Here is a 19,874-nt window from a genome sequence, read left to right as displayed (position 1 = left end):
AGGCGCCGCGGCGCCGGTTGTCCGACACGTCACCCCGGGTGATCACGTGTCTGGAGGCGATCATGGAGTCCCATTCTCGCGAGCGCATCAGCATCGACCTGCAAGGCCTGAAGGGCCTGCTGCTGGACCGGTCTCAGGCCTTGGGCATGTCGCCCTCGACCCTGGTCAGAACGGCCCTGGTTCAAGCACTGGGGGTAGCTGCAGAACCCGAGCCGGTGGGACTCGGGCACTCGCAGCACAAACGGTTGTCGGGCAATCCGCGCTTGTGCCTGCGCATGCCCCGCGAAAACATTCAGACCATCCTGGCTGCTGCGAATCAGGCGGGCCTGAGCCCTGGTAGCTACGTGGCGGAACTGGTGGCGGGAGCACCCTGGCTCGTGAGCGGCGCCAGCAAGGCGGAGCAACTGGCCGCACTCACAGGCTCCAACGCCCATCTCGCCGACCTCAGCCGCAACATCCACGCCCTCACACGCCTGCTGACCCAGAGCAACGTGCCCAAGGCATTGGTTTATCGGGACATGCTCGACACGCTGGATGGCGACGTTCGGCGACACCTCTCCCAGGCAGCGGCCCTGCTGGCCGATCTGCGGCCGCGTGGGACACCCTCACAGACTTCTCGGCACCTGAGCCGATGACCAACAGGAGGACACCATGACCCAGACGCCCAACATCGACGGGGTGCTCATCCAGTGGGGTGATCGCCTGTTCTACTCGGGCAACCGGGTGGTCAAGGTCAAGCCACAGCCAAAGCTGGGCGATGGAGGCATGCGCCAGCGCGCAGACGCCATCCGCAAGCGCATTGAAGCCACCGTGGTGAAGAGAGCGCCCCAAGTCATGGTCAAGGTCACCGGGGGAGGGCGGGGCATGCTGGCCATTGCCGCCCACTTCCGCTACATCAGCAAAAACGGCCGACTCGACATCGAAACCGAACAAGGCGAAACGGTGCGCGGCAAATCCGCTGTGCACGAGCTGGGCGAAGACTGGCGCTACGGCGGTAGCCTGATTGGTGATGAAGGCTTCCGTCGCGAGGCCTTCAACATCATGCTGTCCATGCCCCGGGGCACCGACCCGCTGATCGTGCAGAAAGCTGCGCGCGAGTTCGCGCAGACCGAGCTGGCGGCCCATAAGTACGTGATGGTGCTGCACGACCACCAGGCCAACCCACATGTACACATCAGCGTACGGGCAGAGTCGATGAGCGGCAGGCGCCTCAACCCGCGCAAGGCCGACCTGCAGCGATGGCGCGAGACCTTTGCCGAGAAGCTGCGCGGCTATGGGGTCGAGGCCGAAGCCACCCGACAAGCCACGCGAGGACGAAACACCAGCTATCCGGACCTCTGGCGGCTGAAGGCCAATGAGGGCGGTCGGTTGAGAAAGGTCCGACCAGTGAATAACTCAGGAGCCAAGGCGCGAACCAGCCGGGAAGCGGCCATACAGGGCTGGCTACACATCGGGCAGGCCTTGGCGGCGTCACCTGATGCACAGGATGTCAAGCTGGCCGCTTCGATCGCGAGATTTGTGCATGAGGCGACTGCGACGTGGAATCAGTCGAAAGCCTCGCAAGATGCTGGAAAGGTACTGCAGCGGCCGTTGCCAACCATTGGGCCAGAGACTCGACGTTGATGACTGCTGCCAACACGGTGCGGTCTGGATGGCCGGTCGAGGCTGACACCAGACATTCGAATTCGTCGGGCGAATGTTGGTGGCTGCCCAGACCGGTCGCTCAGGGTTCGCTGGGATGGAGGGCGGCTTTACCTCTGAAACTTGACGCTCGCCACCCGTCGAACGGATAGCGGCCAACTTCTAGCAACAGCGGCCATATTCCAACGGTCCAACGGCGGCTCGAAGAAGTTCACTCCCCAAGGCGGCTTCTCAAAGACCTCGTGGTGTTTGCCCACAGGAATTCGAGCAGATTCATTCATTGGGTCTTTACTCTTCTCAACACCACATGCACCGGCACTGTTTTCCCTCATCCTCCGATGTAGCTCATCTCTGGTTTGGACATTGATTCACCTGGGCCACGTGGGGGCATGCGAGCGCGCAACTGTGAGTAACGATCCGAGCGTCGTTGCCAAATGGAAGCGATGGTGCTTGCCATTTGATAGTCAATGGTGGGGTTTGAACGCCGCAAAAGCTGGCGCAGATCGAATCCCTGACCCGCGAAGAGGCAGGTGAACAGGCGCCCTTCGGTGGACAGCCTGGCGCGGTTGCAGTCTCCACAGAATGCCTGGGTCACGCTGCTGATGACGCCGATCTCGCCCAGAGAGGGAAGGTGTTGACCGCTGGGCCCTGCATAACCCCAGCGCTGCGCGGTTTCGCCCGCCGCGCTGACCGGCAGGCGCACCAGCGGCATGTGCTCGTTGAGGGTACGAACGATTTCTTCGCTGGGCAGCACAGCGTCCATGTTCCAGCCGTTGGTGGAACCCACGTCCATGAATTCGATGAATCGCAGCGCCACGCCAGTGCCCTGGAAGAAGCGCGCCATGGCAAGCACTTCATGGTCGTTGACGCCCCGTTTGACCACCATGTTGACCTTGATGTTGGCGATGCCGGCGGCTTGCGCTGCCTCGATGCCTTCCAGCACCTTGGCCACTGGAAAATCCACGTCGTTCATGCGCTTGAACACTGCCTCGTCCAGCGCATCGAGACTGACCGTGACGCGGTTGAGTCCTGCGGCCTTGAGCGTCCTGGCCTTGCGGGACAGTAGTGAGCCGTTGGTGGTCATGGTCAGGTCGATTGCCTGACCATCAGGCGTACGCAGCGCAGCCAGCTGAACCAGCAACTCTTCCAGGTTCTTGCGCAACAGCGGTTCACCGCCGGTCAGACGGATCTTTCTGACACCCAGCGCGACGAACTGGCGCGCCACCCGGGTGATTTCTTCAAAACTGAGCAGCGACGAATGTGGGAGGTATTGGTAGTCGCTGCCAAACACCTCTTTGGGCATGCAGTAGGCGCAGCGGAAGTTGCAGCGGTCGGTCACGCTGATGCGCAGATCGCGCAAGGGCCTTTGAAGGCGATCCCGAACGTCTGTGGTCGGCAGTGATTCCGCGAACGAATGCGCCAGCTGCCGTTCGACGAACTGGCGATGCTCCATCAGGGGGATGACTCGCGCCAGCAGTGGTTCACCCATGGCGTGGCTCTGTTGACGCAACGGAAGGACCGCAGGTCTGCACAAGCATGCAGGTCACAGCGTGCTCACAAAGCTGTTCACCTCGGGGTGCAGTCGCTGGGTCTTGCGCTTGGAGACGGTGCCGATGTTGAGAAAGCAAACCGCTTCTTCGCCGACATCAAGACCAAACAGCTGGCGCATGCGGGGGGATTGCATCGCCTGCCCACTGGTGAGGCTGCTGCCGAAACCCTGGCCATGAGCCATCAACAGCATGTTCTGCACGGCTGCGCCCACCGAAACCATGCGCTCCAGCGCAGGAATGGGCGGCTCGCAGCTGCCCAGCCGGGCGACCACGAGCATCAGCAACGGCGCACGGTGCGCTTTCTCGCGGGCGGTCTCGATCTGTTCCAGCGTGGCACCGGGGTCGCGGTCCACCAGCGCCAGCGCAAAGACTTCGGCCAGCAGGGCGCGTTTGCCCGCCGGCACGATGACAAACCGCCAGGGTCGGACCAGCCCGTGGTCGGGCGCGGAGGCGGCGCTGCGGAAAATCTGGTCCAGCTGTGAAACATTCGGGCCGGGCTCTACCAGGCGTTTGGGTGAAATGTTCTGGCGGGACGTTATCCAGACTTCGGCTGCTTGTTCGGTGGATGGATCACGCTCATGTGGCGTTGTCGGCAGGGTCGCACCCGGCCAAGGCGTGGGGATGTGGGAGGCAGCACCCATGGGGTTTCCTGTGAGGTGGAATTGAAGGAAGAAGGGGTGGCCGCGGCCACCCCTTCTTAAACCGGTCACGCGAACCGGCGGTCCTTGAACGAGATCGACTTCTTGTAGTCGTCCACGCTGCCCACCCGCTTGATGCCGCCCCAAGTGCCCTTGTAGTAGGGCACCACGTTGCGGTCCACCCAGGAGGTCACCACGTCACCGGCCACGCCCTTGATGTAGCCAAAGAGCATGAAGGTCTGGCCCGCCTTGATCGCCTTGAGCGGATAGGCCATGGCATAGGTGCTGCCGAAGTCGTTGTAGATCTCGACCACGTCGCCGGCTGCCACGCCCAGTGCCTTGGCGTCGTCCGGGTTCATCTCGATGTAGGCCATCGGATAGCGGTCGCGCACGAAGCTGTTGTACTGGTCGTGGTAGGCGGTCTGCCAGACCTCGTTGGCGCGGCCTTGGTTGATCCAGAACTTGTACTTTGCCTTCTGGTCCGCCACCATCTTGGGCAGACCGTTCCACGGCGCGGGCTTGAAATGGGCCTTGCCGTCCTTGGTGCTGAACTTGCCATCGGCGTATTCCATCTCGGTGCCGATCAGCTTGCCGTCCTTGACCGCCTTGATCGGCAGCTGCACGCCGTTGTTGCCGGCCTTGCGCAGCAGTTCGTAGGTGGCCAGGTAGCCAGTGTCACCGCCCTGGCTGTCGATGGGCTCGACACCGGGGCGGCCGGCGCGGCGGAAGCCATCGTTGAAAGCGTCTTCTTCGGTCTTCCAGTTGAAGCCATCGAAGCGCTTGGCCATGTCGGCCTTGCCTTCCTTCTGGTACATCGCCTTCAGGGTGTTGGCGATGTCGGCGGCGATCAGGCAGTCGGGTTTGGCCGAGCCGGGCGGGTCCATGAACTTCTCGGACAGGCGCAGGCGGCGCTCGCCGTTCATGGAGGTCAGGTTCATCTCACCCGGGTGGGTGGCCGGGAACAGCAGGTGCGCGTCGTCGGCGAGCTGCGTGGGATAGAGGTTCATGGCCGCCACGAACATGCCGCCCTGGTACTTGCAGGCGTTGTAGATCACGTCCACCAGCTGTTCGGTGCTCGCGCCACGGGCGCGGGCAATCGCCTCGTCCACGATCTTGGCGCGTTTGCTCAGCACCAGGCGGTGCTGTTCGGCGTTCAGCGTGGTCTGGTAGGGGTTGGTGCCCCACAAGGTGTACATCAGGCCCTTGCCGGCGATGACTTCTTGGTCGATGTAGATCTTGCTGTTGCCGGGGTAGGGTGGGCGGGTGTAGCCCTCTTGGTGGCCACCCAGGCGGCACACGCCGGTGCCGCGGCGCCCGACGTTTTCGGTCGCGAGCACCAGGCTCACCAAGGCGCTCTGGATGACGTAGTTGTCGTTGCCCCAGATGATGCCCTTTTCATACGGGTGGAAGGTGCGCGGGCGGTGGCCGCTGGCCTTGGGCTTGTAGGCCCATTCGGCGGCTTGTTTGATCTGGGCCACCGTCAGGCCGGTGGCCTTGGCGCCGTCTTCCAGGCTCATGCGGTTGGTCTTGACCGCGTCGTCGTAGCCGCTGGTGTGTTTGGCGATGAAGTCCTTGGCGGTCCAGCCTTGTTGCACCACGTAGGTGAACAGGGTGTTGAACAGCGCGGTGTCGGTGCCGGGCTGGATGTCCAGGTGCAGCACGTTCTCCTTGCCGGCCACCTGTTCGCAGATCGCCACCGTGGCCGAGCGGCGCGGGTCCACGATGATGATCTTGGCCGCAGCCGCCGTCTCGCCCGGGAACCACTTTTTCTTCTTGTCCACCGTGGAGCCCGAGAGGTTGGCCACCCAGTGGTTCAGGAAGTAGTTGGTCTGCGTCTCGTAGGGGTTGGCACCGGTGACCAGGATGCAGTCCGCCAGTTGTGCGTCTTCGTAGCTGTTGTTCAGCTCGCCCACACCCATGTCGCGCGTGGCGTGACACTCGGAGTTGTAGGCCGGGCGGTTGTGGATGCGCACCATCTGGGTTTTCAGGGCGCTGAACATCAGCTTGCCGGTGCCCCAGGTGTTCTCGAAGCCGCCACCCGCGCCGCCGTGGTCGAAGCAGTCATAGAACAGGCCATCCGGACCGTCGTTGTCCAGGATCTTCTTGGTCAGGCCGGCGTAGATCGCCAGGGCCTGTTCCCAGCTGGTGTCCAGCCACTGGTCGCCGCGCTTGATGCGCGGGTGCTTCAGACGCTCGCGGCCGATGCCGTCGTGCGTGTACATGTAGCTGGCCATCTTGCCGCCGCGCGTGCTGGAGAGGCCGCTGTTCACGACACATTCCTTGTCGGGAACGATCATGATGTTCCACTTCTTGCCGCCCTTGTCGGTGATGGTGTTGGTCATCGCCCGGGTCAGGGTGGTGGCAAACGGCGGCAGCTGGGTGCGGAAGTCCAGGCCCAGCGCGTTCTGGTCCGGGGCGCGGCCGCCTTCGGTGTTGTGGTCCCACTTGTAGGCGTGGTAGCCACATCCGACGATGCAGAAGTGGCAGGTCATGTTGGTCTTTTGCGCGTCCTTCGGGGGCAGCGCGATGCGGTCGTTGATCTGGGTGGTCATGGCTGCGCTCCTTACAGGATGTTGGACTGGCGGCCGTAGATCAGGCCGTCGACACCGACGGCGTGCACGCTGTCGGTCTTCGCGTCGTACTCCAGCAGGATGCGCGGCAGGTCTTCGGTGGCCTGACCGGTGACCATCTGACCGCCGTTCTCGGGATCGAAGATGGAGAAGTGGCAACCGCACTTGAAGGTCTTGGTGCCGGGTTCGTAGCCGACCGGGCAGCCCATGTGGGTGCAGAACGAGCTGTAGGCCACGATGTCGCTGTTGGGGCCGACGCCACCGGGCACGGGCGAGCCCATGCGGATGGCCAGGCAGGCCGAACTGTCATCGGGGTAGGCAAAACTCACCGCCTGGTTCAGCGGCATGCCTTTGGCCGAGCCGACCGCCTTCTTGGGGTAGGGCAGCGTGGTGCTGCTGGCGGCGGCTGGGGTGGCAGCGTTGGCGTTGCGGATGGGAATGACCACCGAACCTGCTACGGCTGCGGCGGCGCCACCGGACTTCAGAAAGAAGCGGCGGCCGATCTTGACGTCGTCCATGTTGTCTCCTGGTTTTGAACAAAGGCGACGTCTAGTTGCAATGGCTGTGCCAGGACTTGATCCCTTTGAAAACAATGACTTACGCTCTCAGGGTTTCTTCTGTGGGTGGTTTTCGTAACCATGATCAAAATCAAAGTTACGAAAACGTAACGCGAAATCCCACCCGGACATGCCCTTGAACAGAAGACGTTGCCTGGCCGCTGGCCTTTGTGGTGCCGCAGCCGCTGTGTCCTTGCCGAGCTGGGGGGTAGACCGGCTGCGCATCGGTCTGACCCCGGTCATCTTGGCCGACCAGGTGGCTTTCCTGTCGCGCTGGGGGCGCTACCTGAGCAGCCGGGTCGGCACCGAGGTCGAGTTCGTGGCCCGTGAGTCCTACCAGAGCATCCTGGACCTGCTGTTCTCGGGGCAGATCGACGCGGCCTGGATTTGTGGTTACCCCTTCGTGCGTTTCGAGGCCGAGCTGTCGCTGCTCGCGGTGCCGCTGTACCAGGGGCAGCCGTACTACCAGGCCTATCTGATCCGATCGAAAACGCCCGCGCCGGAGGTGCAAGGCTGGGCCGATCTCAAGGGGCGGGTGCTGGCCTATTCCGACCCCTTGTCCAATTCGGGCTGGCTGGTGGCCCAGGCACAGCTGGCCAAGGCCGGCGTCTCCACGCGCGATCTCAAGCGGGGCTTCTTCACCCATGGCCACCGCAACGTGGCCGAGGCCGTGGCGGCGCGGCTGGCCCAGGCCGGCGCCATCGATGGCTATGTGTGGGAGACGATGCGCGCGCAGAACATGCCCGCCATCGCCAAGACCGAGGTGATCTGGAAATCGGAGCCCTTCGGGTTTCCGCCGCTGGTGATGCGCAAGGCACAGGCTCATCCCCAGGCGGAGTCGTTGCGCCAGGCCCTGCTGCGCATGGGTGACGACAAGGTCGGGCGGGATCTGCTGGCGTCCCTGAACCTGACCGGCTTCGCGCCGGGTCAGCCCAGCCTGTTCGACAGCATTCGCCAGCAGGCACAGCGGGTGCCCGGCAGCGGAGTGGGGAGCTGATGCTCAGGCGGCTGCCCTATAGGGTGCAGATTCCGCTGGGGCTGTCCCTGGCCGTGTTGCTGGCGGCGGTACTGGTCACGGCCATCACCGCGCGGGTGCAGGCGCAGAACGCGCGCCGCGACACGCTGTCGCTGCTGGACCGCGCCGTGGTGCTGGTGATCGCACAAGTGCGACCGCTGCTGGCGGCCGACGACACCTGGCGTGTCTTCTCGCTGTTGCGTGACACGGCCCAGCTCGTTCCGGGGGCAGACGCCGACCAGGCACGGCTGGCCATCCTGAGCCCGGACGGGGCCGTGTTCGCCGCCTCGGACCCGGTGAAGCTGGAGACCGGTCGGCAGGTGCTGGGCGAAGCCTGGCGCGAGCAGCCGCTGCTGTCGGCGATGGAGGTGGACCAGCGCAACCAGCTGGCTTTGTCCGATGGTTCCGTGGTGCTGATCGACCCCATCCGCAGCGAAGATGGCCAGACCCTGGGCTTTGTGTTCACCGAGGTGGAGGCCGCCGCGTTTGCACCGGACTGGGCCTCGCTGGCGCGCACGGCGCTGGTCGGCATCGTGCTGGCGGTCACGGTGCTCGTGCCCATTGGCTGGTGGGTCGGCAAGCGCATGGCCCGTCCAGTGGGCCGGCTGGTGGCGGTGATCGAGCGCATCGGGCGCGACGACCCCGGTGTGTTGCGTGGCGACGTGCCCAAGACCACCGACCCTGAATTGAGCCGCATCGGCGATGCGGTCGAGCAACTGATGGGGGAACTCGAACGCCGCAAGGCGGCAGAGGAGCGTGCCCTGTCGGCCGAGCGACTGGCTGCGGTCGGCAAGATGACGGCCGCCGTCGCGCACGAGATCAACAACCCCTTGGCCGGCATGCTGACCGCCACCCAGACCCTGCGCCTGCACGGCGGCACCGAGACGATCCGCCTGCGCACCATCGACCTGCTCGACCGCGGTCTGCAGCAGATCCGCACCACCGTGGCAGCCCTGTTGCCGCAAGCCCGCATCGAAGACCGGCCGCTGGAGCCGGGCGATCTGGAAGACATCGTGACCCTGGTGAAGGGCACGGCCGACAAGCAGAAAGCCGACATCCGGTTTCAGGTCGAAGTCGAGTCGGCGCTGCGCGTGCCGTCGGCGCCGCTGCGCCAGGTCATGCTCAACCTGTTGCTCAACGCGCTCAAGGCGGCGGGGGACAACGGCACGGTGTCGGCGCGGCTGCAGGCCGATGAGACGCGGGTGCGGTTCTGCATCAGCAACAGCGGACCGGTGCTCAGCGCTGAGCGGTTCAAGCGAACGCTGGCCGCCGAAAGTGGCAAAGACCCGCGCGGCTTCGGCCTGTGGGTGTGCCAGGAACTCGCCAGCCACCTGCGGGGCCGGTTCGAGCTGGACACCCTTGAAACCCAACACACCTGCCTCCTGTTCGAAGTGCCGAACCGGGAAGCGCCAGAAGGCCAGACATGACATCCATCCTCTTGATCGAAGACGACCCCATCATGGGCGAATCGCTGTTGCAGCGCTTCGAGCTGGAGGGCCTGCAGGTGAGCTGGTGCCGCCGGCTCAGCGAGGCCCGCGACGCACTGTCCGCACTGCCGTCAGCCGTGGTCAGCGATGTCCGGCTGCCCGACGGCCTGGCCACCGAATGGTTTGTGACCTTGCCGGCGGCCGTCAGGGCCTTGCCCTGGTTTTTCCTCACCGGGTATGGCAGCGTCAACGACGCCGTGGCGGCCGTGCGCGCCGGTGCCCGGGAGTACCTCACCAAGCCGTTCGACATCGAGAGCCTGGTCTCCAAGATCAGGGACGCCGCGAACATCTCCGTCAGCCACGACGACGACGCGCTGCTCGGCGTGTCCGTGGCCATGCGCCGGGTAGAAGCCATGGTGCACAAGGTGGCCGCGCAAAAGGTATCGGTGCTGCTGACCGGGGAATCTGGCGTCGGCAAGGAGGTGGCGGCACAGCTCATCCACAGCCTGGACCCCAGGGCAGGCAAGGGTGCGTTCGTGGCGGTGAACTGCGCAGCGATTCCCGAAACGATGCTGGAGGCCGAGTTCTTTGGTTACGAGAAGGGTGCGTTCTCTGGGGCCGTGCGCGCGCACAAGGGCTACCTGGAGCGTGCCGACAAAGGCACCCTGTTTCTGGACGAGGTGGGCGAATTGCCCGCCAGCATGCAGGCCAAACTGCTGCGCGCCCTGCAGGAAAAGTGTTTCTTCCGCCTCGGGGCGGAGCGCACCACGCAGAGCGACTTCCGCATCCTGGCCGCCACCAACCGCGACCTGTACGCCGACATGAACGCGGGCGCGTTCCGCGAAGACTTGTTCTACCGGCTGGCGGTCATCAAGATTCAGCTACCGCCGCTGCGCGAGCGACCGGAGGACATCCGCTGGCTGACCGAAAAGCTGCTGGCCCAGATCGTGGTGGAGCAGGGGCGGCCCTTGGCCATGTCCGAACCCTTCGTGCGCGATCTGATGCGTCGGGAGTGGCGCGGCAACGTGCGGGAACTGCGTTCGTTCCTGGAGCAGGCGGTGGTGCTCAGCGACGGCGGGCTGCTGGACCTACCCGAGGGCCTGGCTTCACACGGCGATGTGGCGACCGATCCGCCTGGCGACGGCATCGCACCGCTGCAGCGCTTCATCGAAACCGTGGAGCGCTCACACATCCAGAAGGCGCTGCAGCACTGCGAAGGTAGCGTCGGCAAAACCGCCGACGTGCTGGGCATCAGCCGCAAGACCTTGTGGGAAAAGATGAAGAAGCTGGCCATCCAGGCCTGAGGCCATGCCGATAAAAATGCCCCGCACCGTTTCCGGGGCGGGGCGAAGGGGATCCGAAGACCCCAGATGAAACCATGAACGTTGTTTACTGATTGACCGGCGAATCCGGGTCCATCAGTAGGCCCACCAGGTCGGCGATCTGATCGGGCGACAGCACGCCGTTGTGGCCGAAGCGCGGCATGTTGGTGCAGGCCGTGAACGCCTGCGCGTTGTAGATCTTGTCGTAGGCGTATTTCTGGATCGCCGGCGTGTTGCCGCGCAGCTTGCCGAAATGGTGCAGCGAAGGGCCCAGCGTGCCGTACGACAGCTCCTTCATCTGGATCTGGTGGCAGGCGTAGCAGTTGCCACCGGTCTGGCGTTTGGGATCGTTGTCCCCCACACGCAGGCCGTAGCCGTTCTGGGCGATGGCCTCGCCCTTCTTCCAGTCGCCCACCAGCTTGCCGCTGGCCGGGTAGACCACTTTCATGGCCTGGTTCATTTTTTCGATCCGCTCGGCTTCGGCCTTGCTGGGCTTCTCGCGCGCCACGCTGCAGGCTTTTTGCGTGTCGTCCTGCACAAGGCGTTTGTCCCAGCCAGGCTGCATGTTCTGGAACGAGCTGGCCACGGCCTGGTCGGCCGAAGGGAAGCCAGCGCCCATCTGGCTGCCGGCGGCGCAGGCGCCCAGTACGATCACGGCACCAGCGCTCAGGAGAATGGTTGTGGTTTTCATGGGAGCAAGGTTCCTTCTGTTTCAGCGCTTGATGTAGGGCGACTTGATTTCGTTGCCGTTGCCAAGTCCTGCGAGGTAGGTCAGCAGGCCGGTGACCGCGTCGGAGGTGTACTGCACGTCCGGGTGGCGCATCTGCCAGTAGCAGTCCCACATGCGGTGCTGCAGCGTGCGGACTTCGCCTTGCGACACGCGGTAGGCCGGCCAGGTGGACACGCCCGTGGCGGCACCTTCCTTGTTGAGGAGGTTGGGCAGGCCTTGCAGGCGGATGCGCGTTTTGTCGGTCGAATGGCAGGTGGCGCAGGAGAAGTCGAACGGGCCGCTGCGGCGCCAGAACAGCTCTTCACCCGTTTTGTAGGCCGCCTTTACCGCCGGATGCTCCAGATCCACTTTGAAAGGTTTGCCGTTGGACTTGGCTGCAATGAAGGTGGCGATGGCTGCCATGTCCGAGCCTGGGCCCTTGCCTTTGAACGCGCCCTTGTTGAAGTAGGGCTTGGTGTCCCAGCCCTGGATGGTTTCCATGCAGTAGACCAGTCGCGCCTCCAGGTCCATGACCTTGCCGGCATCGGCGAAGTAACGCGGCAGTTCGGCGTAGGCGCCTTCGAGCTTGCCTGGCCCCTTGCCCAGATCGCAGGTTTCGAGCGACACGTTCTTGCTGCCGCGTTTGGTTTTCCAGAGCGCTTCGCCCTTGAGTTCCCACAATTCGGCGGGGTTGCCGTCCTGCAGGGCGGCGCGGTACTTGGCGATCTCGGCGTCCGAGTCCTGCGCCAGGCTCACCTGCGTCAGGCCGATGGCCGCTATGGCCACGAGGGTTTTCTTCATCTGAGGGTCTCCTGCCAATGACAATGTTTTTGGGGTGGGACTTCTGCAAAGGTGATTCGTCCCGTCGAGCGCCGCCAATTGATAAAAATCAATTGACGTCCGCAGTATCCCGATTCAAATGTTCTTGAACCATTGGTATAAACACCCAGTGCTTATATTTGGAAATCTTCATTCACATGCCTTTTGAAAGCACAGCCATTTACCGTCCGGTGCTGGCCCTGTGGTCGCAGCACGAGACCGAGCTGCGCCGCTGGTTGGCCTCGCGAGCGCCGATCAAGGCCGAGGTGGACGACCTGTTGCAGGAGGTGTTCATCAAGGTGTTGCGGCAAGGCGCTCGCCTGCAGGCGGTGGCGCAACCGAGGGCCTGGCTGTTCGAGGTGACCCGCAACACCCTGATCGACCGGCTGCGCAGCGGTCATGACCTCCAGCCGCTGCCCGACGACCTGGACCAATGGCCCGCCGAGCCTGCAGAGGCCACGCCCACGGTGGACACCCTGGCCCAGGCGTGTCTGCCGCGCGTTCTGTCCGAGCTGGACCCGCAGGACCGCGAAGCGATCGAGCTGTGTGATCTGCAGGGCATGGCACAGGCCGACTTTGCGCGGCTGAAGAACCTGAGCCTGCCGGCCGCCAAGTCGCGTGTGCAGCGGGCGCGCCGTCGCATGCGCGAGCACATGACCAGCGCCTGCCAGGTTCGATTCGACGACGCGGGCTGTGTGGAAGACTTTGTTCCCCGTCCCGCCTTGCCCAGCTCCTGCTGCGCCATGCAGGTCGAACCGTCCAACGACCCGACACCTTCATGAAGCACATCACCCCTGCTGCTGCCGATCTGTATGTAGCCTCGGCCCGGCGCCGCTGGCTGCTGGGTACAGCCGCAGCGCTGGCCACCGCCCACTGGGCTGGAGCGCTGGCCCAGCCTGTTTCGGCGGCGGCAGAGGAAGCCAAGGCGCCGCCTTTGCCGTCCCTGGGCAGTGTGCTGGACGTGCCGCGCCTGACCCTGCTCGACGGCAGCGTGTTCGATCCCGCCCGCACCCAAGGCCAGCCGCTGCTGGTGTACTGGTGGTCCAGCACCTGCCCGTTCTGCGCGCTGCAGAGCCCGAGCATGGACAAGCTCTGGCAAAGCCAGAAGGGGCGGGGCCTGCAGATGGTGGCGCTGTCCATCGACAAGAAGCCCGAAGACGCCGTGGCCTATCTGAAAAAGAAGGGCTACAGCTTCCCCGCAGGCTGGGCCAGCCCGGAATGGCGCAAGGCTTTCCCCAAGCCCAAGGGCCTGCCCATCACCCTGCTGCGCGGGCGCGACGGCAAGCTGCTGCTGGCCGAAAAAGGACAGATGTTTGCCGAAGACGTGGAAGCCATCGCCGGGCTGATCTGACCGGCTGCGAATTCTTCTGACCGACCTGCATCTTTTGAAGAGGTGCCTCGTCTTCTGAGGCATGAGCACCCTCACATCGAACCTGAGCCGCTGGCCGCAAAAGCAGCCGGTGATGTTTTTGCTGGCCGCCGCCGCCCTCTGGTGGGGCCTGTACCAGTCGCTGATCCCGGTCTCCGAGGCCCTGGTTGCAGCGCTGCCAGTGGACCGCGACAGCCACCTGGGCAGCGCGCTGCAGTTCTTCTTCTACGACACCCCCAAGGTCTTGCTGCTGCTGACAGGCGTGGTGTTCGTCATGGGCATGGTCAACAGCTATTTCACGCCAGAGCGCACCCGGGCCTTGCTGGCCGGGCGCACCGAGGGCGTGGCCAACGTGATGGCCGCCTCGCTGGGCATCGTCACCCCGTTCTGTTCCTGTTCGGCGGTGCCGCTGTTCATCGGTTTCGTGCAGGCGGGCGTGCCGCTGGGCGTGACTTTCTCTTTCCTGATCTCGGCGCCCATGGTCAACGAGGTGGCGCTGGCGCTGCTGTTCGGCATGTTCGGCTGGAAGATCGCCGCGCTCTACCTGGGCCTGGGCCTGTCGGTGGCCATCGTGGCGGGCTGGATCATCGGCCGGCTGAAGATGGAAGCGCATCTGGAAGACTGGGTGCGCGACATGCCCAAGATGTCGGCCGGCTTCGAGGCGGCCGAGACGACGCTGGCCGACCGGGTGCAGGCGGGTTTCGCCTCGGTGCGCGAGATCGTGGGCAAGGTCTGGCCCTACATCCTGGCCGGCATCGCCATTGGCGCCGGCATCCACGGCTGGGTGCCGCAGGACTTCATGGCCAGCTTCATGGGCAAGGAAGCCTGGTGGTCGGTGCCGCTGGCGGTGCTGATCGGCGTGCCCATGTACACCAACGCGGCCGGTGTGATCCCCATCGTGCAGGCGCTGCTGGCCAAGGGGGCGGCGCTGGGCACGGTGCTGGCATTCATGATGAGCGTGATCGCGCTCTCGCTGCCCGAGATGGTCATCCTGCGCAAGGTGCTCAAGGTTCGGCTCATCGCCACGTTCGTTGGCGTGGTGGCCACCGGCATCCTGATCGCGGGGTTTGTGTTCAACGCGGTGCTGTGACCGCACCCGGCACCCAACAACCAACAGAACCGCGACAAAGACACATGGCAACCACCCCATCCAAAGCCGTTTGGCGGCCATGTTTGTTGGGCGCCCTGGTGGCACTCGCGCCGCTCTGGGCCAGTGCACAGACCGCCGAGTCAGTGTTCAAGACAGTGAAGGTGGGCGAACGCGCCTACGCGCTGGTGGGGGAACTGACACAGCGCTCGCCCAGCAACCTGGGCAACAACATGACCGGTGGCTTCATCGTGGCCGACGGCGGTGTGGTGGTCATTGACTCGGGCGGGTCCAAGGCCGGAGCCGAGATCATTGTGCAGGCCGTGCGTGCGGTGACCGACAAGCCCATCCGCTGGGTGGTCAACTCCGGCGGGCAGGACCACCGCTGGCTGGGCAATGACCACTTTCAGAAGGTGGTGGGCGCGCGGGTGATCGCCTCCGACGCGGGCAAACAGGACCAGCAGGCGCGCACGTTCCAGCAGATGGACATGGCGCGGCGCAACGTGGGCGAGCGTTTTGCGGGCACTGTGGCCGGGTACCCCGACGAGACCTTTGCCCGCCGCTACCGACTGCCGGTTAAAGGTGTGCAGATCGAACTGCTTGACGTGGGCGGCGCCCATACCCCGGCCGACCTCATCGTCTGGCTGCCGCAGGAGCGCATCGCCTTTGCGGGCGACCTCGTGTTCCACGAGCGGCTGCTGGGCATCCAGCCCGGCTTGGGCCTGAAGTGGATCGCAGCGCTGAAGCTGCTGCGCGACGACCTCAAACCGCTGGTCGTGGTGCCTGGCCATGGGCGGCCCGGTCCTCCAGAAAAAGTGATTCCCGACAGCCTGGGGTACCTGGAAATGCTGCGCGATGGCGCAAAAAAGGCGCTCCAGAACGGGGCCTTCGACCCAGTGGAGGCAGCTTCTTCCATCGACCAGTCGGCTTTTTCCTACCTGGTGAACTACGAGGACGCCCGTTTTCGCAGTTCCAACGCCATCCGCATGTCGGAAGAGGTGTTCAAGCAGCAGCCTTGAGCCCCTCATTGCATTTGTGTTCTGTTCTTTCAACAACCTTTGGAGACTTCCATGACCGTCAACCGCGCCGTCAGCATTTTTGCGGGCTTCATGATCATGGCCAGCCTGGCGCTGGCCCATTTCACCGGCCAGATCAACCTCGGTCAGATGAGCTGGCTCTGGCTGACCGCCTTCGTCGGCGCCAACCTGTTCCAGATGGGTTTCACGGGTTTCTGCCCGGCCGCCAACATCATGAAGATGATGGGCCTTAAAGACGCCGTTGGAACCTGTGGCACCGACATCAAGGCCGGCAAGTGCTGCTGAACCGGGGCATGCGCATGATGACGCTGACTCCAACGCGCTGGCTGCTGGCTGGCCTCGCGACTGCGCTCTCGTTCTCCGCCCAGGGGGTGGAGGTGGTCTTCAAGCCCGTGGCGCCCAACGTGTACGCCTACGTGGGTGACACCGAAGGCCGCACCTATGAGAACGAAGCGATCAACGCCAACCTGGGTCTGGTGGTCACTCCGGCGGGCGCGCTGCTGATCGACAGCGGCGCGAGCTACCAGGGTGCGAAGCAGATCGCCGAAGCGGTGAAAAAGGTCACGCCGCAGCCCATCAAGTGGGTCATGAACACCGGCGGGCAGGACCACCGCTGGCTGGGCAACGGCTACTTCAAGGCGCAGGGCGCGGAGATCATGGCACACGCCAACGCCGAGGCCGACATGAAGGCGCGCGGTCCGGAGCACCTGAAGGCCAACGCGCCGGTGCTCAAGGAAAAGATGGAGGGCACCGAGCCGGCGCTGCCCACCCGCTGGCTCAAAGACGCCGACACGACGCTGGACATGGGCGGCGTGACCGTTCAGCTGGTGCATAGGGGCGGCGGCCACACACCGGGCGACACCCTGGTCTGGTTGCCGCAGAGCGGCGTGGTGTTCACTGGCGACGTGGTCTATGTGGACCGCATCCTCGGTCTGCACCCGGTGAGCAAGACCAAGACCTGGGTGCAGAGCTTCGAAGCGCTGGAAGCGCTGAACCCGAAGGTGGTGGTGCCAGGCCACGGCAGCGTGAGCACGCTGGCCCAGGCGCAGAAGGACACCGGCAACCTGCTCAAGGCCCTGCGTGCCCACATGGGCCAGGCGGTGGAGGCGGGCACCGACATGAGCACCGCCATCAAGAGCTTTGACGCAGCACCTTTCAAACACCTCAAACACGTGGATGTCTGGCTGCCCCAGCTGGCCAACCGCACCTATCTCGAAATGGAAATGGAGTAAATCATGGACATCAAAGTACTCGGCACCGGCTGCACCAACTGCAAGAACACCATCGCACTGATCGACCAGGTGGCGAAAGCCAAGGGCGTCGAAGTGAAGCTGGAAAAGGTCGAAGAGCTGCGCGACATCATGGGCTACGGCGTCATGAGCACACCCGGCGTGGTGATCAACGGCAAGGTGGTGCACGCCGGTGGCGTGCCCAGCCGCGAGAAGATCGAACAGTGGCTCTCGGCTTGAGGGAGGGAATGACCATGCTGGACGAAGCGAAACAGGTCTGCCCCACCACCACGCGCCGCCTGGTGGGCGAGGGGGCCTTGCTGGTGGACGTGCACGAGCGCGCCGAAGTGGCGCGCACGGCTTTTGACGTGCCGGCCATCGTGAACATCCCGCTGTTCGAGCTGGAACAGCGGTGGGGCGAGCTGCCCAGGGACCGCGAACTGGTGCTGGTCTGCGATAGTGGTGAGCGCAGCCTCAAGGCCACCTACTACCTGCAGTTTCAGGGTTTTACCCGCGTGAGCAACATGGACGGTGGCCTGCTCAAGTGGATGCGCAAGAACTTCCCCGTCATCGGCCAGCGCTACGAAGCACCGGCTGCTGCGGCGTCGTCTTGCTGTGGTGGCAACGTGGCCCCCGAGCCCGCAGCCAGTGCCTGTTGCGGCGGTGCGGCAACTGCAGTGACGCCGAGCGCTTCGGCGGGTTGCTGCGGCACAGCCGTGGACTCGACGGCACAAGCCGGGTGCTGCTGAAGATGACCCTGAAGCCGATCCGCTGGTGGGGTGTAGCCGGGCTGCTGCTGGCCCTGATGGCCGGGGTCGCGTTGTACCAGCAGCGCGCACAGGAAACGGCAGCGCCGGAGGTGGGCGCAACCACCGACCCGGTCGCACTGGCACTGGCGGCCGGCAAGCCAGCCGTCATCGAGTTCGGCGCCAACGCCTGTGTCTCCTGCCGTGAAATGAAGCCGGTGCTCGCAGCCTTGGCGCAGTCGCACGGCGACCGCATCACGGTGGCCGACGTGGACATCCTGAAACAGCGCGACTTCATCGGCCGCTACCAGATCCGCCTCATGCCGACTCAGGTTTTCTTCGATGCGCAGGGTCGCGAGACCGGGAGGAACATGGGCAAGATCAGCGCCGAGGACATCCTGGCGCGCCTGGGCGTGCCGCTCACGCCATGACGGGCGAAGAGGGCCTGATCGCCGCGTTTGTGGGTGGCCTGCTCACTTCTTCCTCACCTTGCGTGCTGGCGGCGGTGCCGGTGGCGGTGGGTTTTGTCGGCGGGCAGGCACAGAGCCCACGCCGCGCCTGGTCGCTGTCGATGGCGTTTGTCGTGGGCATGAACCTGGCCTTGCTGGTCATGGGTTTGCTGGCGGCGCGCGCGGGTGTTCTCATGGGCGCTTTGCCCGGGCCCTGGCTGGTGGTTGTGGGCGCACTGGTGTTCGGCGCCGGTGTGTGGCTCTGGCGCCGGTCGGATTCGAGCTGCGGGTTCAACCTGCCCATGGGCATGCAAGAGCGGCTGGCCCGTTCCGGTTACTGGGGTGCGTTGGTGCTGGGGGGGCTGATCGGCACCGTCATGAGCCCTTGCGCCACGCCCGCACTGGCAGCAGCGCTCACCATGGCCGGCTCGGGCGCCTTGCTGGGCGCTTCCATGTTGTGGGGTGGCGCGTTGTTGCTCGCCTACGGGCTGGGCCACAGTGTGCTGATCCTGCTGGCGGGCGCCATGCCGTCCGCCGCCACCGTCATGGTGGCGCGTTTCTCTCACTGGACCCGCTGGCTGCCCGGGCGGCGCAGTTTCGCCGTGGTCATGGCGCTGGCCGGTGCCTGGTGGATGGCTTTAGGACTGGGTGTGCCCTTGCTCTACAGCTGAGTCGACAACACGCGATCAGACGACCTTCCTGTGCATCTTTTTCGAGGGTCGTCCGTCTTCTGTGTATGAGTGATTCATCTGTGGTGTGCACAACCCAAGCCCGGCAACAGGCCTTGTCGGGAGAAGCCTGGCTGGTCGATGTGCGCGAAGCAGCGGATTCAGGCCCTCTGGCTTTGGACCTGCCGGGTGTCATCTGCATGCCGTGGAGCGAGTTGCCCGCCCGATGGCAGGAGTTACCTGCTGACCGTGAACTGGTCACCGTTTGCCTGGACGGACGCCTCAGCAGTGAAACGGCCCGGTTCCTGCGTGATCGCGGGCTGTCCCGTGTCACACCCATGCGGGGCGGCCTGTTGTTGTGGATGCAAAAGGGCTACGCTGTGGCCGGGCGGCGGTATGAAACGCCTGCCGCCAATGCAGCCACCCGCCTCATCGGCAGCGAAGGAAATGAAACATGAGCGACACCCCCACCAAGATGCGTTTTCATGTCGAGTCACAGCGCATTGATTCCCACCAAAGCCAGTCGGTGTGCAAGTCGGCGCGCATCAGCCTGGACACCGACATGGCCGGCAACCCCGACGCGTTCAACCCGGCCGAGCTGCTGCTCGCCGCGCTCTCGGCCTGCATGATCAAGGGCATTGAACGTGTGGTGCCCATCCTCAAGTTCGAGCTGCGCGGCGTGAAGGTGATCGTGGACGGTGTGCGCCAGGACGTGCCGCCCAAGATGGAGAGCATCCGCTATCAAATCATCGTGGACACCGACGAAACGGACCGCCGCATCGAGCTGCTGCACGACAACGTCAAAAAGTACGGCACGGTGTTCAACACGGTGGCGCCGGGCACCGACTTGGCTGGCGTGATGCGGCGGGCGGACTGATTTTTTTACTGGAGGTCGCCATGTGCGTGGGGTATGGACGGGACATCAAGGCTTGGATTTGTGAGCGAGACCGACAGGATGCCAACGGCATTCTGGAGGCCTGGGGGCAGGTGCTGAGTGAGGGGGCGGATGCGCTGCCGGAAGGCGCCTCGTTTCTGCCCTAC

At 64.5% G+C, this 19,874-nt stretch carries 23 protein-coding genes; 17 read left to right on the top strand and 6 right to left on the bottom strand.

Annotated elements, in window-relative coordinates:
- The first annotated feature begins 62 nt into the window (after nucleotides 1–62).
- Together BC358_RS04795 and BC358_RS04790 are read left to right on the top strand one after the other, a co-directional pair.
- Nucleotides 63–635 carry a hypothetical protein gene (locus BC358_RS04795; protein ID WP_079364931.1) on the top strand — a complete coding sequence of 191 codons (573 nt, stop codon included), beginning with the start codon at nucleotides 63–65 and terminating at the stop codon, nucleotides 633–635.
- A 16-nt stretch (nucleotides 636–651) separates the two neighbouring features.
- Complete coding sequence (locus tag BC358_RS04790; RefSeq protein ID WP_079364930.1) at nucleotides 652–1,623, top strand: relaxase/mobilization nuclease domain-containing protein; 972 nt, start codon at nucleotides 652–654, stop codon at nucleotides 1,621–1,623.
- Nucleotides 1,624–1,969: 346 nt separating this feature from the next.
- Here BC358_RS04790 and moaA read toward each other — a convergent pair whose 3' ends face one another.
- The 4 genes from moaA to BC358_RS04770 all read right to left on the bottom strand — a co-directional run bounded on the left by moaA (nucleotide 1,970) and on the right by BC358_RS04770 (nucleotide 6,917).
- Complete coding sequence (moaA, locus tag BC358_RS04785) at nucleotides 1,970–3,118, bottom strand: GTP 3',8-cyclase MoaA (protein WP_373270130.1); 1,149 nt, start codon at nucleotides 3,116–3,118, stop codon at nucleotides 1,970–1,972.
- A gap of 66 nt (nucleotides 3,119–3,184) precedes the next feature.
- Nucleotides 3,185–3,832, bottom strand: a complete 648-nt coding sequence (locus tag BC358_RS04780; RefSeq protein ID WP_079364928.1) for a nitroreductase — start codon at nucleotides 3,830–3,832, stop codon at nucleotides 3,185–3,187.
- A gap of 65 nt (nucleotides 3,833–3,897) precedes the next feature.
- Nucleotides 3,898–6,381 (bottom strand): arsenate reductase (azurin) large subunit, encoded by a 2,484-nt coding sequence (locus BC358_RS04775; protein WP_079364927.1) that lies wholly within the window; start codon nucleotides 6,379–6,381, stop codon nucleotides 3,898–3,900.
- 11 nt (nucleotides 6,382–6,392) lie between these two features.
- Nucleotides 6,393–6,917 carry an arsenate reductase (azurin) small subunit gene (locus BC358_RS04770; RefSeq protein ID WP_079364926.1) on the bottom strand — a complete coding sequence of 175 codons (525 nt, stop codon included), beginning with the start codon at nucleotides 6,915–6,917 and terminating at the stop codon, nucleotides 6,393–6,395.
- Between the two features lie 175 nt (nucleotides 6,918–7,092).
- Here BC358_RS04770 and BC358_RS04765 point away from each other — a divergent pair, with 175 nt between their 5' ends.
- The 3 genes from BC358_RS04765 to BC358_RS04755 are packed head-to-tail and all read left to right on the top strand — an operon-like array spanning nucleotide 7,093 to nucleotide 10,702.
- Entirely contained in the window at nucleotides 7,093–7,953 is an 861-nt protein-coding gene (locus tag BC358_RS04765) for a PhnD/SsuA/transferrin family substrate-binding protein (RefSeq protein WP_143434173.1), read from the top strand.
- Nucleotides 7,953–9,398, top strand: a complete 1,446-nt coding sequence (locus BC358_RS04760) for a HAMP domain-containing sensor histidine kinase (RefSeq protein WP_079364925.1) — start codon at nucleotides 7,953–7,955, stop codon at nucleotides 9,396–9,398. The genes BC358_RS04765 and BC358_RS04760 overlap by 1 nt, the downstream gene beginning before the upstream one ends.
- Complete coding sequence (locus BC358_RS04755; RefSeq protein ID WP_079364924.1) at nucleotides 9,395–10,702, top strand: sigma-54 dependent transcriptional regulator; 1,308 nt, start codon at nucleotides 9,395–9,397, stop codon at nucleotides 10,700–10,702. Before BC358_RS04760 ends, BC358_RS04755 begins: the two co-directional genes overlap by 4 nt.
- Before the next feature lie 85 nt (nucleotides 10,703–10,787).
- Here the strand turns inward: BC358_RS04755 and soxX are convergent, their stop codons facing one another.
- Together soxX and soxA are read right to left on the bottom strand one after the other, a co-directional pair.
- A complete protein-coding gene (gene soxX / locus BC358_RS04750) occupies nucleotides 10,788–11,411 on the bottom strand; it encodes a sulfur oxidation c-type cytochrome SoxX (protein ID WP_079364923.1) in 624 nt (207 codons plus the stop codon).
- A gap of 21 nt (nucleotides 11,412–11,432) precedes the next feature.
- Complete coding sequence (gene soxA / locus BC358_RS04745) at nucleotides 11,433–12,230, bottom strand: sulfur oxidation c-type cytochrome SoxA (RefSeq protein ID WP_079364922.1); 798 nt, start codon at nucleotides 12,228–12,230, stop codon at nucleotides 11,433–11,435.
- 176 nt (nucleotides 12,231–12,406) lie between these two features.
- Here soxA and BC358_RS04740 point away from each other — a divergent pair, with 176 nt between their 5' ends.
- The 12 genes from BC358_RS04740 (at nucleotide 12,407) to BC358_RS04690 (ending at nucleotide 19,710) form a co-directional block, all read left to right on the top strand.
- A complete protein-coding gene (locus BC358_RS04740) occupies nucleotides 12,407–13,030 on the top strand; it encodes a sigma-70 family RNA polymerase sigma factor (RefSeq protein ID WP_079364973.1) in 624 nt (207 codons plus the stop codon).
- Nucleotides 13,027–13,599, top strand: a complete 573-nt coding sequence (locus tag BC358_RS04735; RefSeq protein ID WP_079364921.1) for a TlpA disulfide reductase family protein — start codon at nucleotides 13,027–13,029, stop codon at nucleotides 13,597–13,599. Before BC358_RS04740 ends, BC358_RS04735 begins: the two co-directional genes overlap by 4 nt.
- Nucleotides 13,600–13,660: 61 nt before the next feature.
- On the top strand, nucleotides 13,661–14,707 hold the full coding sequence (locus BC358_RS04730) for a permease (RefSeq protein ID WP_079364920.1): 1,047 nt from the start codon (nucleotides 13,661–13,663) through the stop codon (nucleotides 14,705–14,707).
- A 44-nt stretch (nucleotides 14,708–14,751) separates the two neighbouring features.
- On the top strand, nucleotides 14,752–15,723 hold the full coding sequence (locus BC358_RS04725; RefSeq protein ID WP_143434172.1) for an MBL fold metallo-hydrolase: 972 nt from the start codon (nucleotides 14,752–14,754) through the stop codon (nucleotides 15,721–15,723).
- Nucleotides 15,724–15,774: 51 nt separating this feature from the next.
- Entirely contained in the window at nucleotides 15,775–16,026 is a 252-nt protein-coding gene (locus BC358_RS04720; protein ID WP_079364918.1) for a DUF2892 domain-containing protein, read from the top strand.
- Nucleotides 16,027–16,043: 17 nt separating this feature from the next.
- Entirely contained in the window at nucleotides 16,044–16,973 is a 930-nt protein-coding gene (locus BC358_RS04715; protein WP_079364972.1) for an MBL fold metallo-hydrolase, read from the top strand.
- 3 nt (nucleotides 16,974–16,976) lie between these two features.
- On the top strand, nucleotides 16,977–17,210 hold the full coding sequence (locus tag BC358_RS04710; protein ID WP_218669463.1) for a thioredoxin family protein: 234 nt from the start codon (nucleotides 16,977–16,979) through the stop codon (nucleotides 17,208–17,210).
- 8 nt (nucleotides 17,211–17,218) lie between these two features.
- Nucleotides 17,219–17,719, top strand: a complete 501-nt coding sequence (locus BC358_RS04705; protein ID WP_256861421.1) for a rhodanese-like domain-containing protein — start codon at nucleotides 17,219–17,221, stop codon at nucleotides 17,717–17,719.
- Between the two features lie 2 nt (nucleotides 17,720–17,721).
- The gene (locus BC358_RS04700) at nucleotides 17,722–18,147 is read left to right on the top strand and encodes a co-chaperone YbbN (protein WP_143434171.1); all 426 of its coding nucleotides are present in this window, start codon (nucleotides 17,722–17,724) and stop codon (nucleotides 18,145–18,147) included.
- On the top strand, nucleotides 18,144–18,836 hold the full coding sequence (locus BC358_RS04695; protein WP_079364915.1) for a cytochrome c biogenesis CcdA family protein: 693 nt from the start codon (nucleotides 18,144–18,146) through the stop codon (nucleotides 18,834–18,836). Before BC358_RS04700 ends, BC358_RS04695 begins: the two co-directional genes overlap by 4 nt.
- Before the next feature lie 65 nt (nucleotides 18,837–18,901).
- Nucleotides 18,902–19,291, top strand: coding sequence for a rhodanese-like domain-containing protein (locus BC358_RS21730; protein WP_143434170.1), 390 nt, complete (start codon nucleotides 18,902–18,904; stop codon nucleotides 19,289–19,291).
- Nucleotides 19,288–19,710, top strand: a complete 423-nt coding sequence (locus BC358_RS04690) for an OsmC family protein (protein ID WP_079364914.1) — start codon at nucleotides 19,288–19,290, stop codon at nucleotides 19,708–19,710. Before BC358_RS21730 ends, BC358_RS04690 begins: the two co-directional genes overlap by 4 nt.
- Nucleotides 19,711–19,874: the final 164 nt, after the last annotated feature.

Origin of the sequence: Hydrogenophaga sp. H7 (assembly GCF_002025745.1) — a bacterium.
GTDB lineage: Bacteria > Pseudomonadota > Gammaproteobacteria > Burkholderiales > Burkholderiaceae_C > Hydrogenophaga > Hydrogenophaga pseudoflava.
This window is presented reverse-complemented; position numbering and strand designations above follow the sequence as displayed.